Genomic DNA, 16,022 nt, shown 5'->3' with positions numbered 1-16,022 from the left:
TGGAGGAGATTTGCATGAAACGTCGTAATTTTCTGACCGGCGCGCTGGTTGCCGCGGCTTTGGGCATTGGCGCCATGGCGTCCACGCCGGTCTATGCTTCGCCGGAAAACCCGGTCATTGGCTTTTCCATCGACGATCTTCGCGTCGAGCGCTGGGCACGTGACCGCGACTATTTCATTGAAGCAGCAGAAAAGCTGGGCGCCAAGGTCAATGTACAGTCGGCTGACGGCAACGAGGAAAAGCAGGTCAAGCAGGTTGAAAACCTGATTGCGCAGGGTGTTGACGCCATCGTCATCGTGCCCATGAACTCCAAGGTTTTCGATGCGGTCGTGGCTGACGCCAAGGCATCCGGCATCAAGGTTCTGTCCTATGACCGTCTGATCCTCAATGCGGATATCGATGCCTATATCTCGTTCGACAATGAGCGCGTCGGCTTCATGCAGGCCGAAGCCGTCCTGAAGGCCAAGCCGGAAGGCAATTATTATCTCCTTGGCGGCTCGCCGACGGATAACAACGCCAAGCTTCTCCGTGCCGGACAGGAAAAGGCTCTGAAAGAAGCTATCGATTCCGGCAAGGTGAAGGTCATTGGCTCGCAGTGGGTGAAGGAGTGGAGCCCGACGGAAGCGCTCTCCATCATGGAAAATGCTCTGACGGCTGCACAGAACAAGATTGATGCGGTTGTCGCTTCAAATGACGGCACCGCCGGCGGCGCCATTCAGGCTCTTGCCGCGCAGGGACTGGCTGGAAAGACTGCTGTTTCCGGTCAGGATAGCGACCTTGCCGCCGTCAAGCGTCTGATTGACGGTACGCAGACCGTTACGGTCTACAAGCCGCTGAAACTCATTGCTTCGGAAGCTGCCAAGCTGACCGTCCAGATGGTCAAGGGTGAAACGCCTGAGTTCAATTCCAAGCTCGACAATGGCGGCAAGCAGGTCGACACGCTTCTGCTGACGCCGACTGCCGTGACCAAGGACAATATCGACATCTACGTTCAGGACGGCTTCTACACCAAGGAGCAGATTGAAGGGAAGTAAGCTTTTCCGGCGACTTATCCTTGAGAGAATAGTGGGGCCGGAAGTCTGGAAATCATGATCCAGCTTCTGGCCTCACCGACTTGTCGATGCTGTCTGTGACAGCGTTGTCCGGAACATTTCCGCCTGAAGATGGTGTGGTTTGAAACCGGACGGCTCATTCTGCTGCGTTACTGCAAGGTCATATGCGATGTCCGAATATCTTCTAGAGATGCGCAATATCGGTAAGGACTTCAACGGCGTGAAAGCGCTTGACGGTATTTACCTGAAAGTGCGCGCGGGGGAGTGTGTCGGCCTTTGCGGTGAGAACGGCGCGGGCAAATCCACGCTGATGAAAGTGCTTTCCGGCGTTTATCCCCATGGCACCTGGAGCGGGGAAATTTTCTGGGAAGGCCAGGAACTGAAGGCGACGGGCATCCGCGATACGGAAGCCGCGGGTATCGTCATCATCCATCAGGAACTCATGATGGTGCCGCATCTGTCGGTTGCGGAAAACATCTTTCTGGGATCGGAGCCGACAAGCGGAGGCTTCATCGATTATGACCAGATGAATGCGCGTGCGACGGAACTTCTGGCGCGCCTCAAGATCCATGACATCAATGTCGCGCTTCCGGTCTATCATTATCCGGGTGGCAAGCAGCAGTTGATCGAGATCGCAAAGGCGATCAACAAGAATGCGAAACTGCTCATTCTGGATGAGCCGACATCGGCGCTGACGGCATCCGAAACACGCGTCCTTCTCGATCTCATCAAGGACTTCAAGGCGCAAGGCATGGCCTGTGTCTACATCTCCCACAAGCTGGATGAAGTGGCCGAAATTTCCGACACGGTGACGGTCATTCGCGACGGAACGCATATCGCGACGAAGCCGATGGCGGAACTCACCACGCCAGCCATCATCACCATGATGGTGGGGCGCGAGATGAAAAACCTGTTTCCGCGCGAGCCGCACGATATTGGCGAGGTTGTTTTCGAGGCGCGCAATATCAACTGCTGGGATGTGACCAATCCGGATCGCAAGGTGGTCGACAATGTTTCATTCGCGCTGCGACGCGGTGAAATTCTCGGTATTGCCGGGCTGGTGGGCGCGGGGCGCACGGAACTGGTGTCCAGCCTGTTCGGTGTCTGGCCCGGAGCGCATGACGGGCAAGTCTTTCTGGAAGGCAAGGAGCTGAAGATCCGCACACCGCGTGATGCGGTTCGACAGGGCATCTGCATGGTGCCGGAGGACCGAAAGAAGGATGGCATCCTGCCGATCATGCCTGTGGGCTATAATATGACGGTCTCCGTGCTGGATCGCTTTTCCTTGCGCGGATTGCTCGACAAGGAAGCGGAACTGGCCACGATCCAGCGCGAAATTCTGCGCCTCAAGGTGAAGACTGCCGATCCGATGCTGGAAATTGCATCCCTGTCCGGTGGCAACCAGCAGAAGGCGGTGCTGTCGAAGATGATGCTGCCAGACCCCAAGGTGCTCATTCTCGATGAGCCGACGCGGGGCGTCGATGTTGGTGCGAAATATGAAATCTACAAACTGATCTTCGCACTCGCGAAACAGGGTGTCGCGGTGCTCATGGTCTCTTCCGAAATGCCGGAAGTTCTTGGCATCAGCGACCGTGTTCTCGTGATCGGTGAGGGCACGCTGCGTGGCGATTTCCCCAATGAAAATCTTACCCAGGAGAAGGTGCTTGCCGCTGCAATCGGCAAACCGATGACCAATGCGGCCTGATCCTCGAATAACTCTTTGTTTTCACGCATTTTCCTTATGCAAAACCGTTTCACATCTTTGCTGGAAATGCTCAAATTTGACCGGTGCATGATATGACATTGACGGGCAAAAGCCTTCGGAAGTTTCTGGCGGATTATAAGATTGTCGCGCTGCTGATTGTGGTTGCGCTCATCTGGGCATTGTTTGCGATCCTTACCTACGATCCTGAAATGGGACGTTCGCAGTTCCTGACGGCACGCAACTTCTCCAATCTTCTACGCCAGATGGCCATTACCGGAATGCTCGCATCGGCGATGGTTTTCGTCATCGTTGCCGGTGAAATCGATCTTTCGGTTGGCGCACTTTTGGGGCTTTTGGGCGGCATCGCCGCCGTTCTCGACGTGATCTACGGATGGCCCTTATGGGCGACGATCAGCACGGTTCTGGTTCTCGGCGTGGCGCTTGGCGCCTTTAACGGCTGGCTGACTGCCTATCTCGGCATACCGTCCTTCATCGTCACGCTTGGCGGCCAGCTTGTGTTTCGCGGCATCGTGCTCGGCATTATGGGTGGCGTCACCATTGCGCCGATCTCTCCGGAGTTCAAATATATCGGGCAGGGCTATCTGCCGGGCTGGCTTGGCAATCTCTGCGCTATTGCCCTGTTCGGCGTGCTGATCCTGATGACACTGCGCACGCGGGCCAGCAAGCGCAAGCATAATCTCCAGACACTTTCATCCGGAATGGAAGTCGCAAGGCTTCTCGGTATTGGTATCCTGATCCTCGGTTTTATCCTGATCCTTAACAGCTATCAGGGTGTGCCGGTTCCGGTGCTGATCCTGCTGGTGATCCTTGGCGTCTTCACTGTCATTGCAAAACAGACCGTGTTCGGTCGCCACATCTATGCGGTCGGCTCCAACACAGAAGCGACGCGCTTTTCCGGCGTGAACGTCAATTTCGTCAAAATGGCCGTCTTCGCACTGATGGGGTTGATGGCGGCGGTGGCTGGCCTGACAACGACCTCACGCCTCGCGGCAGGCACGCCATCGGCAGGCATGGGCGGCGAACTTGACGCCATTGCCTCCTGTTTCATCGGCGGCACCTCCATGCGCGGCGGCGTTGGTTCCGTGCTGGGTGCACTGGTCGGCGCGCTCATCATGTCGAGCCTCGACAACGGCATGTCCATGCTCGGCGTCGATACGTTCTGGCAGCAGATCATCAAGGGCAGCATTCTTGTTCTGGCTGTCTATCTCGACATCGTATCTTCCGGCACGCGGCGTGGATAAGTGCGGGTCTATATATTAGACAAATAAAATATATTGAGCCCTACCAATCAGCTGGCTAAACTGCGGCCATGACGATGCTCAAGGATATCGGCGGTCTGCTCGCTCTGACAGCCCGTCTTCTGGCACGGTTCTGGCCCCAGCTGCTGCTTATCGGTACGCTGGGCTATATTGCACGCGACTTGCTGCTCGATGCTGCGGTACGCGCGGGCGGATACTTTCCGCTCGCCGGAATGGTCGTGCTTTCGCTGGTCGTACTTGTGAAGCTGCTCGTCGTGGTGACGATGTTCGCCACGCTGCGCCCCGGATTGCCAGCGCTTGCTTCGTTGCGCCAAACCGCTACGGCAGGAACCGCACCGTCGCCCGACAATCGCAAGGCCGACCGTATGCTGATGGTGACGGCAGCCGTCATTCTGCCGTTCTTCGCCTATTACGCCGCATGGGGCTTTCTTGGCGACACAGTGCGCGAATATTCGCGGCTTGCTTTTGAGCGCACAGCCTTTGGCGAGAAGATGCACATATTCGACCTTGTGCGTTCCGGTAGCCTGATCGCGGCAATTTTCGTCTGCTGGCTGATCCGCTGGATTGCCAAACGGGCGAATGAGAAAGTCCATTCACCTTGGTTGCGGCTGTTGATTGTCGGCGCCGACGCAAGCTGGATATTCATAGGTCTGTTTGCGCTCGACAAGTGGAAGGATGATCTCATCCGCTGGATTGGGGCCGGGTCCCTGCTCGACAGTTTCGATGTCAGTGCTGCATGGTTTTCGATGAGCGCTTACGCTGCCGAAAATTTTGTGCCCGTGGAGTTCCAGCAACCGAGCTTCTGGGTACAGGCGCAGAATCTGTTCTTCTATGCGCTCCTGCCGATGGTCTGGCTGGTGATGGCCGCAATCATCTACGGCTATGATCTGTCCGCCAGGAAAGCACCGGTTCCGCCAGCCCCATCTCGCGGAACGACCTTCCGGAAGTGGTTGAGCGACTTCACTGCACATTATCTGGGCGGTTATCGCAGCCGCTACCGGCCTGTATGGACCTGCCTGAAACTGGTCGTCGGGGCAGGGCTTGGAACCCTGCTGTCGTTTATCGTTCTCTACCGTGCCATAAGCTGGACCGGCGCATGGATCTGGTACGGTACGACCCATTATCTTGGACCATACGATATCGAAATTTGGCAACGCATCGCCAATGTTCTGGCTATTCTGATCGGTAGCCCGACGGAGCTTGATGGCGGCATCCTGCTTGACGCAATACGTATCGCACTTCTGGCGGCAGTCCTCGAATATGCGTTGGTGAGCCAGAAGAACAGGGCTATTTTAGAACCAGATGCTCAGGCTGTTTCCCCAGCATAGAGAGCGATAGCGAAAGCTCTCCGACGTTTTCGGGAACAAGAAAGCTCTCGACGATACGAACCGGGGCGCTGCCATTTTCATTGGCAAGATCGTAGCATTTCGGCTTGTCGGCGGCTTCCGGTTTCAGTTTTTGGATTACTTGATTGGATACATACAACGTCGACCAGCTGCGGCCTTCAGTGTCCGTCACAGTTACGAAACAGGGGATCAACTGTTTCAACTGTTCACCGTCCTGAATAGTCACTTCGATTTCTGCAAGCACGATATTCGTCTTTGGCAATGTGCCTGGAAACTTGTCCAATGCGACCAGTTTCCAGTTGGCACCAGCATAAGTCTGCACATCGCCACGCGGCACGACAATCGGCTCTTGCAGGTTCTGCTCGATCCATCGCAACAAACCGCCGTCGGAACGCACGAAAACAGCAAGGGGCAGGGCGATAATCAGGAGAGCAAGGCATATCCAGAACGATTTTCGCTCGCCTGAAGAGGCTGCTTCACTCATTGGCTGACCTCCAATTGCCAGGGCATGATGGTCCCCATGCGTTTGATCGCGATTGACTGGCTGACATTGTCCTGCGCCGTGGAGTTCATGCTGATCTGCACCTGTTCTGAAAGAGGGGTCAGTGAAGATTCGGCAATGAGCAGCTTTCCACCTGCGATCTGGTCACGCGGCAATTCAAACACCATCAGTATAGGACGTGGAATCCCCGGCTCCAGTCGTTCTGAGCCGACTATACCGGGCGCATAAGTCGGACGTTTGCTCATGGCGTAGCGGATACCGTTCGGCCCAAGCCATTCGACAGCCGCGAGGCCAAGGCTCTCGATCTTTGCTTTGGCTGCGGCCTCGATGACCAGCCATTCGCCATCCGTATTATAGGCGCGGGTGCTTCCGATGCCGGGTGTCGTCAGTTGCCGGGCCCGATAAACATTCACGATGCCGACGACAAAACGACTGGTTTCTGCTGGCTTTCCCTGCTGTCCTTCAATGGTTACGGAGGAAAAGATATCGCTGTAATAGGGGGTGGAATGCTGCATGCCATATAGCGCGGCGGCGGCCACGCACAGCATGAGAGTGTTTTTGAGCCAGCCCATCATCCTTCGCTCTCGGCAGATGACATATGAACAGGCAATTGGATGACCGCGATGGGGTCCCGATCAAGCCATGTAGAGGCCCCATAGAGATTATCCCGCTTCTTGTAGATTTCACTGCCAATGAGGAGCCGCACTTTCTGCGGCGGAGTTTCACCTTGCGGCCATTCCCATACTACGGTCAGCTTTTCCGGCATGCCGGGATTGATCGGGCTCGCAATCCATTTGTCCTTGATGATGTAAACGATTGGGTCTTTCAGCGCCGGATTTGGCGGATCGAGGGTGAGGAGCCTTCGCGATGCATAGGCTGACGACGCGGAGCGATTGTCCAGATTGACATCGACCATGAGGTAGTTCTTGGGCTCGTAAGGTTTCACACCGGTCGGTGGAACAGAGCTAAAGCGCGCGCCGGTTATCGCCACGTGCCAGCGTCCAGTATCGACCGTCTCGCCGGGGTTCAGTTCCCGCATAGGCTCAGGATTGGCTGCTTCATAAATTGCTGCTGCATAGGAGAATACGCTTGCGGCGGCCGTGCCGATACCCGCAATGACGATGGCAGCCAGTCGCTGCCGGAAGCTTCGACGCTGTTCGTCCGCCATGACACCTCCCTCTGTGCTGGCGATTCAAACGACAATACAGGCCCCCGGCCAAGCCCCCGGTTCCTATAGCATATCAATGCTCCAGCGTCATCTTTTGGCTTAACCTAGGTTAACCTTCCTCGACGAACACCTCGTCGCGCTTCTTGCGTACCGATGGAAGCAGCACGACCACGAGAACGGCCGCAGCTATGGCGAGCAGAATGGCGCTGATCGGGCGGGTGAAAAAGGTTGCCGGGTCGCCGCGTGACAGGATCATGGCGCGTCGCAGATGTTCCTCCAGCAACGGGCCGAGAACGAAGCCAAGCAGCAGGGGGGCGGGTTCGCAGCGCAGTTTGGCCAGCAGATAGCCGATGAAGCCGAAGAAGGCGACTGCGTAGAGATCGTAGACATTCGAATTGACGCTATAAACGCCGATTGAACAGAAAGTCATGATAATCGGAAAAAGCACATAATAGGGCACTGTCAGAAGCTTTACCCACAGGCCGATCAGTGGCAGGTTCAAGATGATGAGCATGAGATTGCCGATCCACATCGACGCAATCACACCCCAGAACAAGGCGGGTTGTTCTGTTGCAACATTCGGGCCTGGCACGATGCCCTGAATAATCATGGCGCCGATCATCAATGCCATGACCGGATTGGCTGGAATGCCGAGTGTGAGCATCGGAATGAAGGATGTCTGCGCACCGGCATTGTTGGCGGATTCCGGTCCTGCAACGCCTGCTATCGCGCCCTTTCCGAACTCTTCCGGCGTATCGGAAATACGCTTTTCCACCGTGTAGGAAGCAAAAGACGCCAGAATGGCACCACCGCCGGGCAGGATACCAAGCGCCGAACCGATGACCGTTCCGCGCAGGATTGGCGCAGTCATGCGCTTGAAATCGTCGCGCGTCGGCATCAGTCCTGTGACTTTGGCCATCAGCACTTCGCGCGCATGTTCATTTTCGAGATTGCGCAGAATTTCAGCGATGCCGAACACGCCGACAGCAACGGCAACGAAATTGAGGCCATCCGCATATTCTGTAATGCCGAGCGTGAAACGCGGTGTGCCGGTGTAGATGTCAGTACCGATAAGACCGAGCAGCAGCCCCAGTACAACCATCGCCAGAGCCTTGATGATCGAACCGTGCGCCAGTGCCACGGACGACACCAGCCCGACGACCATCAGCGAGAAATACTCAGCCGAGCCGAATTTCAGGGCGATTTCTGTGAGTGGCGGAGCGAAGATCGCCACCAGAAAGGTGGAGACAGTGCCGGCGAAGAATGAACCGATTGCCGCGATTGCAAGTGCTGCACCGGCACGCCCGCGGCGCGCCATCTGGTAGCCGTCGATGGCCGTCACCGCCGACGAGGATTCTCCCGGCATGTTGATGAGAATTGCGGTTGTCGACCCGCCATATTGGGCACCGTAATAGATGCCAGCAAGCATGATCAGTGCGGAAACCGGATCGCCAATCTGGAACGTGATCGGAAGAAGCATGGCAATGGTCGCGGTGGCACCGATGCCCGGCAAAACGCCGATCAACGTGCCAAGCAATACGCCGATAAGGCAAAAGCCGAGATTGGCAAGCGTCGATGCTGTTGAGAAGCCAAGCGCAAGATTGTTGAAAAGCTCCATGCTCGTGCCCCCTTTAGAACGGCCACCAGGGCCCGAAACGCTGATATGGCAGCGCGAGCGCGTAGCTGAAGACAATGACCGAAAAGACCGTGATTGCAGCGGCAAGAATGATTGCTGCAAGTGGTTTCATACGCATCGAGGCGAAAGAGGCGATGAGACAGGTCAGAAACAGCGACGGTACGAAGCCGAGGCCGCGCACGGTCAGGCCGAAGAATATCGGCGCAGGCAGAATAAAGAACAGGCCGCGCCAAGCGATCGGGCCGATAGGCTCGCCGGAGACACGTGTAGCCTGAATAAGGATGACCAGTCCAAGCAGGATTAGCACACCGGAAAGGACAAGTGGGAAATATCCCGGTCCCATACGTAACGATGTGCCGAGGTCCAGACCAAGCGACTGATAGGCAAAAAAGGCACCTGTCAGTGCGAGCAGTGCACCGCACAATCCGTTGGTCGGATCTATTGAGAATTTCCTTGAGGGCTCGTTCATGGCCAATCGTCTTTCGGATTTGCCGTTGAAAGGGCTATGCCGGAAGATCGGCATATGACGTCGGTCGTGTATCCCGTCGACTGCAGTTTGATGTGCAGCCGAAGGGAAAACGACAATCAAGGCGCGTCAGATGACATGCCTTGATTGTTTCCTGTACGATCAGTCCGCGTATTGTCCTGCGGCTTCGATAATCGGCTTCCAGCGCGCGATTTCGGTTTCGAGCTTGGCCTTCAACGCGGCCGGTGTCGCATCGGATTCCGGAGACGGCTTTGTGCCGAGTTCGGCAAAACGGGCAACCACATTCTGGTCTTTCAAGGCCACCTGAAGCGACTTCGACAGACGTTCGGTGACTTCCGCCGGGGTTCCCTTGGGGGCATAGATGCCATGCCAGATGCCCACTTCCATGCCGTCCAGACCGGCTTCCTTGGTAGTCGGAAGGTCTTTCAGCACGTCCAGACGTTCAGGCGAGGTAACGGCATAAGCCTTGATCGTGCCGGCCTGAATCTGCTTCGTCGTGTTGGTGGTCTGGTCACACATGATGTCGACCTGTCCACCGAGAAGATCGGTCATGGCCGGGCCGGTTCCCTTGTAGGGAACTGTGACGAGCGGCGTTTCAATCGCGCTCATGAACAACATGCCGCAAAGATGCGATGCCGCGCCGATACCGGCATTGGCGACCGTCGCCGTATCCTTGTTGGCCTTGGCATATTCGATCAGCCCCTTGAGATCGGTTGGCTCAAGGTCTTTGCGTGCAACAATCGTCATCGGAACTTCCGTGACAAGACCGACATATTCAAACGCGTTCAGCGTGTCATAGGCGAGCTTGCGGTAAAGCGTGGCGCTTGTGGCCATGCCGATATGGTGAAGCAGAAGCGTATAGCCATCCGGATCGGCGGTTGCGACACGCCCGGCACCGAGTGTTCCACCTGCGCCGCCAACATTCTCGACGATAACCTGTTGTCCGAGATCCTTGGACATGGATTCTGCCACAAGTCGCGTGACAGTGTCGGTAGGCCCACCGGCTGAGAAAGGCACGACCATGGTGATCGTCCGTTCCGGATAATTTTGTGCCTGTGCGGTGAAAGCTGCGGTGGAAATAGCAAGTGTTGTCGCCAGAGCGGCGATAGTTTTCATCATAGCGTCCTCCCAGACTATGTTGCGGCGGGCGTGCCGGTATTCTGAATTTGGTTCCCCACGCCTCTTTGGGCGCTTCGGGCAATCAGATGCGATACTATTCAATGACTGCAATAAAATGTTTCTGCACCGTTGTTGCTCTTGAATCGGCAGAATTATTCGGTGCGCTTGAAAAAGAATGTAGATGTATCCCGGCGGCTTGCCAATGCCTGACCTTCAATGAAAGCGCTTGTACTACCAAAGTCTGGGTAGCTCGCTTGTCATGTTTTCGCTGTGCGCTGGCGTATCGTCTTGAAGGTTCTTTCTGATCGGGGCTAATCTTATGCAGTTTTGATTGCGGGAAGCTCAGCATTCAAGACGAGGTGATCGACGAGGCTCCTGGCCGGTGTGGTTAGTTCTTCTAAGGATTGCACCGCTATTGCCAGATTTCTTCTTGCCCAAGCATCGGAGATAGCGACCGTTGCAATGGGGAGTGTCTTTCTAAGGCGTCGGGCGGCGGTCTGCGGAATGATCGCAACACCTACGCTGGCAGCCACCATATTACCGACCCCTTCAAACGTGCGGAGTTTCGTCCTGATTTTAAGCCTGCCGCCTAGCCGGGTTGCCTGAATTTCGAGGTGCTCCTGCAGTGCGCCAGCTGATAGACCGATGAACTGTTCCTGCAGGATGTCAGAGAAACTCACGCGCTTATGTTCAGCCAGCGGATGGCTTCTGGCAGTGATCAGTACCAGCTGATCTATTGCAAAAGGAACCAGTTCCAAACCCGCAGTTTCCACCGCATCCGATAAAATTCCGATCTCTACAAAACCGCGCAAAATGGCACGAGCAATATCGCTGCTCTGTCGTTCTTTCAACTCCACATCGATGCGAGGATTTTTTGCCATCCAGGCGGCGAGTTTTGCCGGAAGATATTCGGTGACGGTAGCGGTATTGGCCGCGACGCGAATGGCTGTGCGCATGGCTTTGGCATGTGAGCCCAATTCGCTATGCAGGTCGGCCATCTGCCGCATGACCGCTCTTGCGTGATGGACAAGGGCTTCGCCTGCTTCGGTAAGGGCAACGCCGCGTCGTCCCCGCTCCAGAAGCAAAACCTGCCCGGAGGCCTCCATGTCACGCAGGCGCTCGCTTGCCGCTGGAAGCGACAGGCCGACTTCAGCCGCACCATGAGTGATGCTGCCGGTATCGGCGACAGCGAGGAAGAGGCGAAGGTCGGTAAGATCAAAGCGCATAAGCAATGTTAGCGCGAATTCTGCCTATGGGAAAGCCGAAGGCTCGATAAGGAACTTCCGCATTCCGTCTGATGGCCAAGTCGCTATAGCAGGGGCATGACTTATTCTTTATCCTTGATCCTGACGATTGCGGTTACATTCCTCGGTGCCGGCTTTGTCAAAGGCGTGACAGGAATGGGGCTGCCCACAGTCGCCATGGGCATATTGGGCGCGCTGATATCTCCGCTCGCAGCTGCAAGCCTGCTGATTATTCCGTCGTTCATCACCAATCTTTGGCAGCTTCTGGCGGGGCCTAGCTTCGGTCAGCTTATGCTCCGTCTCTGGAGCATGATGCTTGCCATTGCAGTCGGGACCATTGCGGGAACTGCGGTTCTGGTCGGGGGGAACATTGCAGTCACCACATCGATGCTGGGCTTTTCGCTCGTTATCTATGCAGCCTACACGTTGTTCGCCCGCCAGCTACAGGTGTCGGAAAAGCTTGAACGCCTGCTGTCACCTGTCATCGGGCTGCTGACCGGCTTGATTGCGGGCGCTACAGGGATATTCGTCATACCGGCTGTGCCCTATCTGCAATCGCTAGGATTCAGAAAAGATGATCTTGTGCAGTCGCTCGGGCTTTCCTTTACTGTCTCGACTGCTGCACTTGCGATCGGGCTTTCGAGCAGGCAGGCATATTCCGGTGATCTCCTGCTGGTGTCTGTTCTGGCCATTGTTCCTTCACTGGTTGGCATGTTCCTAGGGCAGGCTTGTCGCCGCAAAATCCGACCGGAAAACTTCCGTCGATGGTTTCTGATCGGCCTTATGATCCTCGGGCTTGAAATGACATTGAGACCATTGTTCTCGATGAGTTGATGAACGGGGAACAATTTTTCTATTCCGGCAAGCGGATGCTGATTTGCTTTCTTGTTCGAATCCGGCAAGGGCAGGATATTGTCTCACCTCCAAGAGAACAGTCTTTAGCTTCAACGGGTTTTCGCTGAAGCGTCCCCTATCATCGGCCTGATTGACGGAATGACCCAGAGAGATCCAGAACAACACCAGTCGCGTGCGCTCCGACTGTTCAAGCCGGTTCTTGCCGGTGCAACGCTGCGAGAACGTTCGATTGCTTGCCTCGGTGCCTTGATTGGTATCGCGCTGACCGGATTCATATCGAGCATGCTGCTGGGAAGCGGTCCGCATCTGCCTTTGATCGTAGCGCCAATCGGTGCTTCGGCGGTTCTGCTTTTCGCAGTTCCAACCAGTCCGCTGGCGCAGCCGTGGTCGATCATCGGCGGCAACACGATTTCCGCCTTTGTGGGACTGGCCGTCACCCAGTTTGTTGATGATCCGGCTTTGGCGATCGGCCTTGGCGTGGCGCTCGCCATCGCGGCAATGTCGGTTACCCGTAGCCTCCATCCGCCCGGCGGCGCAGCGGCGCTGACTGCAGTTCTGGGTGGTTCTGCGGTTGCCAAGTGGGGATTGCTGTTTCCGCTTGTGCCGGTCGCGCTGAACTCTTGCCTTCTGGTCGGCCTTGGTATCCTTTTTCACAAACTGTCGCGTCGGAAATATCCGCACGTGGCGGCGGCTGCGCCGGTAAACAAGCACAGCACCGAAGATTTGCCGCCTTCGGTCCGGATGGGTATCCGCGAGGAAGATATCGACCGCGCCTTGCTTGCACTGGATGAAAGCTTCGATATCGATCGCAACGATCTTGGACGTCTGCTGCGGCAAGTGGAGCTTGAAGTGTCCATTCGTTCCCACGGCGACCTGACCTGCGCCGATATTATGTCTCGTGATGTCGTCAGTATCGATGAAGACGCAACGGCGAGCCAGGCGCGCGACCTGATCTTGCGGCATAATCTACTGACCTTGCCGGTACACACGGCCGACGGTCGCCTGAAAGGCGTAGTCGGTTTGCGCGAATTGATGCATCCGGGTGACGATTTCAGAAACTATATCGTGGAAGCGCCCACCGCTGCGCAAGCCGATCCGGTGATGAGCCTTCTGCCCAGCCTGACCGATGGATTGGCGCATGCTGTCGTGGTTGTTGATGAAATGCGCCGCATCATTGGTTTGGTGTCGCAAAGCGATCTTCTGAGCACACTCGCGCGTTCACTTCCCGATGAAAAGCGGGCGCCTCTGAAAGCGGCATAACCTGCCGGGCCTGCGCTTCTCTATTGAATTGGAATGGTTTTCCGGGCAGGGTTTCCTGACCCGGAAATCTGCAGCAGGTGATTATGTCCGTCCAGCGCGCGAGCTTCTATATTCTACTGGCACTGGTCACCATCGCCTTTGCATGGCTGCTGTTGCCTTATTATTCGGCGGTTCTCTGGGCAGTCATTCTCGCCGTGGTTTTTTCGCCAGTACAACAGCGCCTGGAACGTCTGCTCGGCGGCAGGAAAAACATTGCCGCTCTGCTTTCCGTGCTGATGTGCATCTGTCTGGTCATCATTCCAATGCTCGCGATTTTCGGTTCGCTGGTACAGGAGGGGAATTCTCTCTATCAACGCCTGAGCAGTCGCGAGTTTGATCTGAACAGCTATATCTCACGCGTTCTGGGCGCCTTGCCGGATTCGCTGGAGGAGTGGCTGACCCGGTTCGAGCTGGGTGATTTCGCGGAATGGCGGGCGCGCATATCGTCTGCGATCATGCAGGGTAGTCAGCTTTTTGCCGGAAAACTGGTCAGCTTCGGCCAGAACACGCTGCAATTCTTCATCGGCTTCGGCATCATGCTCTATCTGCTGTTCTTCCTGTTTCGCGACGGTGCGGACCTTGGACGGAAGATCAGGCAGGCCATTCCGCTCAACGATGATTACACGCGGCAGTTTCTGGAAAAGTTCATCGCTGTCATCCGCGCGACGGTGAAAGGCAATATCATCATTGCCATCATTCAGGGCACGATCGGCGGTGTGACTTTCTGGTCCTTGGGCGTCGAGGCGGCTTTGCTCTGGGGCGTGTTGATGACATTCCTTTCCATGCTGCCAGCGGTCGGCGCAGCACTGGTCTGGGTGCCGGCAGCGGCCTGGTTCTTTGCAAGCGGAGAATGGATCAGCGGAGGTATTCTGGTTTTCGTGGGCGTATTCGTGATCGGACTGGTCGATAATCTCCTGCGCCCGCCTCTGGTCGGAAAAGGCACCCGCATGCCGGATTATGTCGTGCTGATCTCCACGGTTGGGGGCATTTCACTGATCGGGATCAATGGTTTTGTGGTCGGGCCGCTGATTGCCGCGATGTTCATTGCTGCGTGGTCGCTTCTGGCAGAAGAGCAGAAGGGGAATAGCTCCGCTCAACTGCCAAAGAACTAAATCTTACGCGACCTTCAGTTCCGCGATGGGAAGTCCGGTTTCGGTCATCTTGTTGTCGACACCATTTTCATCGAGAAACTGCTTCATTTCGGCATAGGTCTCGAACCATGCCCGGTTATACTTGTCGAACAACGACTGATCCCAATAGTCTTCCAGCCGAAAAGGCTTGTCGCTGAAGACGTCATAGCTCGGTATCTTGTAGGTTTCGGCAAATTCGGCTGTACGGCTGTCATAGGTGAAATAGATGGACGGTACGCCGTTGGCCAGCGCCATCAGATTACCATGCAAGCGATAGCCGAGAACGAGCTGTTGCCTGCGCACCAGTTCCTCGTAATCGGCAACGACATCCGAATAGAACATGCGATGGCGATAGAGGTTTTCTATTGTCTCGTCGAAATACCAGTCTGCTGTCCAGCGATGGTTCTTGAGCGCTGCAATGGCCTCCTCCTTCTGCTCCGCAGTGCCGAAGACCATCTTCTTCTCATCGATCTCGCCCTGAGCCATCAAGGTCACATCGAAGCGCCCGGCCATGGTTTTGATAAGGTCGCGGTGACGCGTCAGATATTGCTCGATATCCTGTGCATAGGCTGGTGAAACCTCGCGGCGAACCGTAACGCCGACTTGAGTCACGTTTTCCAGTGGTGGCAACTTGATACGCAAATGCTGGTTGTTGCGGCGAAACGCAGTCGGACAACCGACGATGCGCACATTGCGGATGCCGATATCGTTCAGTACCTGCGCCGTGTAAGCGCCGCGCACACCGATGGATGTCGTCGAATCTGCAATGATGCGCAGGACCGCCTTGGTCTCTTCGGAAAGCTGTATTTCCCCTCTGACCGGCGCTTGTGCTCCGATACCGAATGCTATGACCGGCAGTTTAAGCCGTTGCAAGACCGGGATCGTGTCGCGCCAGTTCATATCCTTGTTGATATAGTTCGAACCGCGCAGGATCACATAATCATACTCTTCACGCAGCTGATCAATTTTCTCAGGTGAGAAATTGGTGATCGGAAGTTCGGAAGCCTTCTCGTAATTCATCAGTTTCAACGATGACTCGAACACGAAGGCATCGCCGATATTGTGATAATGATTGATGCTGCCCTGAACGTCGGTGTGACGATACCAGCGGACATTGTCGTGATCGTACACTTCTCCCGCAGGGATCATGACGAGGGCGCGTGCCATACGGTCTTCCTTCTGTTTCACTAAGGTCAAGC

The 16,022-nt window shown here is 55.8% G+C and carries 15 protein-coding genes; 7 read left to right on the top strand and 8 right to left on the bottom strand.

Features of this window, described 5'->3' with window-relative positions; translation table 11 throughout:
* Nucleotides 1–14 precede the first annotated feature (14 nt).
* From xylF to FG152_RS14515, 4 genes are all read left to right on the top strand, one after another.
* Nucleotides 15–1,034, top strand: coding sequence for a D-xylose ABC transporter substrate-binding protein (gene xylF, locus FG152_RS14530; RefSeq protein ID WP_010658612.1), 1,020 nt, complete (start codon nucleotides 15–17; stop codon nucleotides 1,032–1,034).
* A 187-nt stretch (nucleotides 1,035–1,221) separates the two neighbouring features.
* Complete coding sequence (locus FG152_RS14525; protein ID WP_010658613.1) at nucleotides 1,222–2,757, top strand: xylose ABC transporter ATP-binding protein; 1,536 nt, start codon at nucleotides 1,222–1,224, stop codon at nucleotides 2,755–2,757.
* Between the two features lie 92 nt (nucleotides 2,758–2,849).
* Nucleotides 2,850–4,019 (top strand): sugar ABC transporter permease, encoded by a 1,170-nt coding sequence (locus FG152_RS14520; RefSeq protein ID WP_010658614.1) that lies wholly within the window; start codon nucleotides 2,850–2,852, stop codon nucleotides 4,017–4,019.
* Nucleotides 4,020–4,087: 68 nt separating this feature from the next.
* The gene (locus FG152_RS14515; protein ID WP_151576813.1) at nucleotides 4,088–5,365 is read left to right on the top strand and encodes a hypothetical protein; all 1,278 of its coding nucleotides are present in this window, start codon (nucleotides 4,088–4,090) and stop codon (nucleotides 5,363–5,365) included.
* Here FG152_RS14515 and FG152_RS14510 read toward each other — a convergent pair.
* From FG152_RS14510 to FG152_RS14480, 7 genes are all read right to left on the bottom strand, one after another.
* Nucleotides 5,325–5,867 carry a hypothetical protein gene (locus FG152_RS14510; protein WP_498986964.1) on the bottom strand — a complete coding sequence of 181 codons (543 nt, stop codon included), beginning with the start codon at nucleotides 5,865–5,867 and terminating at the stop codon, nucleotides 5,325–5,327. The two genes, FG152_RS14515 and FG152_RS14510, sit on opposite strands and share 41 nt — an antisense overlap.
* Nucleotides 5,864–6,457 (bottom strand): hypothetical protein, encoded by a 594-nt coding sequence (locus FG152_RS14505; RefSeq protein WP_010658617.1) that lies wholly within the window; start codon nucleotides 6,455–6,457, stop codon nucleotides 5,864–5,866. Before FG152_RS14505 ends, FG152_RS14510 begins: the two co-directional genes overlap by 4 nt.
* Nucleotides 6,457–7,053: a hypothetical protein gene (locus tag FG152_RS14500; protein ID WP_010658618.1), complete on the bottom strand. Its 597-nt coding sequence runs from the start codon at nucleotides 7,051–7,053 to the stop codon at nucleotides 6,457–6,459. Before FG152_RS14500 ends, FG152_RS14505 begins: the two co-directional genes overlap by 1 nt.
* Nucleotides 7,054–7,162: 109 nt before the next feature.
* The gene (locus FG152_RS14495) at nucleotides 7,163–8,671 is read right to left on the bottom strand and encodes a tripartite tricarboxylate transporter permease (RefSeq protein WP_010658619.1); all 1,509 of its coding nucleotides are present in this window, start codon (nucleotides 8,669–8,671) and stop codon (nucleotides 7,163–7,165) included.
* A 13-nt stretch (nucleotides 8,672–8,684) separates the two neighbouring features.
* Entirely contained in the window at nucleotides 8,685–9,158 is a 474-nt protein-coding gene (locus FG152_RS14490; RefSeq protein ID WP_010658620.1) for a tripartite tricarboxylate transporter TctB family protein, read from the bottom strand.
* A gap of 159 nt (nucleotides 9,159–9,317) precedes the next feature.
* A complete protein-coding gene (locus FG152_RS14485; protein WP_010658621.1) occupies nucleotides 9,318–10,295 on the bottom strand; it encodes a tripartite tricarboxylate transporter substrate-binding protein in 978 nt (325 codons plus the stop codon).
* Between the two features lie 317 nt (nucleotides 10,296–10,612).
* Nucleotides 10,613–11,521, bottom strand: a complete 909-nt coding sequence (locus FG152_RS14480; RefSeq protein ID WP_010658622.1) for a LysR substrate-binding domain-containing protein — start codon at nucleotides 11,519–11,521, stop codon at nucleotides 10,613–10,615.
* A 96-nt stretch (nucleotides 11,522–11,617) separates the two neighbouring features.
* Between FG152_RS14480 and FG152_RS14475 the strand changes: the two genes are divergently transcribed.
* From FG152_RS14475 to FG152_RS14465, 3 genes are all read left to right on the top strand, one after another.
* The gene (locus FG152_RS14475) at nucleotides 11,618–12,373 is read left to right on the top strand and encodes a sulfite exporter TauE/SafE family protein (protein WP_010658623.1); all 756 of its coding nucleotides are present in this window, start codon (nucleotides 11,618–11,620) and stop codon (nucleotides 12,371–12,373) included.
* 159 nt (nucleotides 12,374–12,532) lie between these two features.
* Entirely contained in the window at nucleotides 12,533–13,654 is a 1,122-nt protein-coding gene (locus FG152_RS14470; protein WP_010658624.1) for an HPP family protein, read from the top strand.
* Between the two features lie 83 nt (nucleotides 13,655–13,737).
* Complete coding sequence (locus tag FG152_RS14465) at nucleotides 13,738–14,805, top strand: AI-2E family transporter (RefSeq protein ID WP_010658625.1); 1,068 nt, start codon at nucleotides 13,738–13,740, stop codon at nucleotides 14,803–14,805.
* Between the two features lie 3 nt (nucleotides 14,806–14,808).
* On the opposite strand, the gene FG152_RS14460 is transcribed toward FG152_RS14465, so the two are convergent.
* Nucleotides 14,809–15,990 (bottom strand): polysaccharide pyruvyl transferase family protein, encoded by a 1,182-nt coding sequence (locus tag FG152_RS14460; RefSeq protein WP_010658626.1) that lies wholly within the window; start codon nucleotides 15,988–15,990, stop codon nucleotides 14,809–14,811.
* Between the last annotated feature and the right edge of the window lie 32 nt (nucleotides 15,991–16,022).

Origin of the sequence: Ochrobactrum sp. XJ1 (assembly GCF_024701725.1) — a bacterium.
Classification (GTDB): Bacteria; Pseudomonadota; Alphaproteobacteria; order Rhizobiales; family Rhizobiaceae; genus Brucella; species Brucella anthropi.
This window is presented reverse-complemented; position numbering and strand designations above follow the sequence as displayed.

Coding starts and splice junctions, on each gene's coding strand:
- xylF (WP_010658612.1), top strand. CDS start 15: ATGAAACGTCGTAATTTTCTGACCGGCGCGCTGGTTGCCGCGGCTTTG.
- FG152_RS14525 (WP_010658613.1), top strand. CDS start 1,222: ATGTCCGAATATCTTCTAGAGATGCGCAATATCGGTAAGGACTTCAAC.
- FG152_RS14520 (WP_010658614.1), top strand. CDS start 2,850: ATGACATTGACGGGCAAAAGCCTTCGGAAGTTTCTGGCGGATTATAAG.
- FG152_RS14515 (WP_151576813.1), top strand. CDS start 4,088: ATGACGATGCTCAAGGATATCGGCGGTCTGCTCGCTCTGACAGCCCGT.
- FG152_RS14510 (WP_498986964.1), bottom strand. CDS start 5,867: ATGAGTGAAGCAGCCTCTTCAGGCGAGCGAAAATCGTTCTGGATATGC.
- FG152_RS14505 (WP_010658617.1), bottom strand. CDS start 6,457: ATGGGCTGGCTCAAAAACACTCTCATGCTGTGCGTGGCCGCCGCCGCG.
- FG152_RS14500 (WP_010658618.1), bottom strand. CDS start 7,053: ATGGCGGACGAACAGCGTCGAAGCTTCCGGCAGCGACTGGCTGCCATC.
- FG152_RS14495 (WP_010658619.1), bottom strand. CDS start 8,671: ATGGAGCTTTTCAACAATCTTGCGCTTGGCTTCTCAACAGCATCGACG.
- FG152_RS14490 (WP_010658620.1), bottom strand. CDS start 9,158: ATGAACGAGCCCTCAAGGAAATTCTCAATAGATCCGACCAACGGATTG.
- FG152_RS14485 (WP_010658621.1), bottom strand. CDS start 10,295: ATGATGAAAACTATCGCCGCTCTGGCGACAACACTTGCTATTTCCACC.
- FG152_RS14480 (WP_010658622.1), bottom strand. CDS start 11,521: ATGCGCTTTGATCTTACCGACCTTCGCCTCTTCCTCGCTGTCGCCGAT.
- FG152_RS14475 (WP_010658623.1), top strand. CDS start 11,618: ATGACTTATTCTTTATCCTTGATCCTGACGATTGCGGTTACATTCCTC.
- FG152_RS14470 (WP_010658624.1), top strand. CDS start 12,533: ATGACCCAGAGAGATCCAGAACAACACCAGTCGCGTGCGCTCCGACTG.
- FG152_RS14465 (WP_010658625.1), top strand. CDS start 13,738: ATGTCCGTCCAGCGCGCGAGCTTCTATATTCTACTGGCACTGGTCACC.
- FG152_RS14460 (WP_010658626.1), bottom strand. CDS start 15,990: ATGGCACGCGCCCTCGTCATGATCCCTGCGGGAGAAGTGTACGATCAC.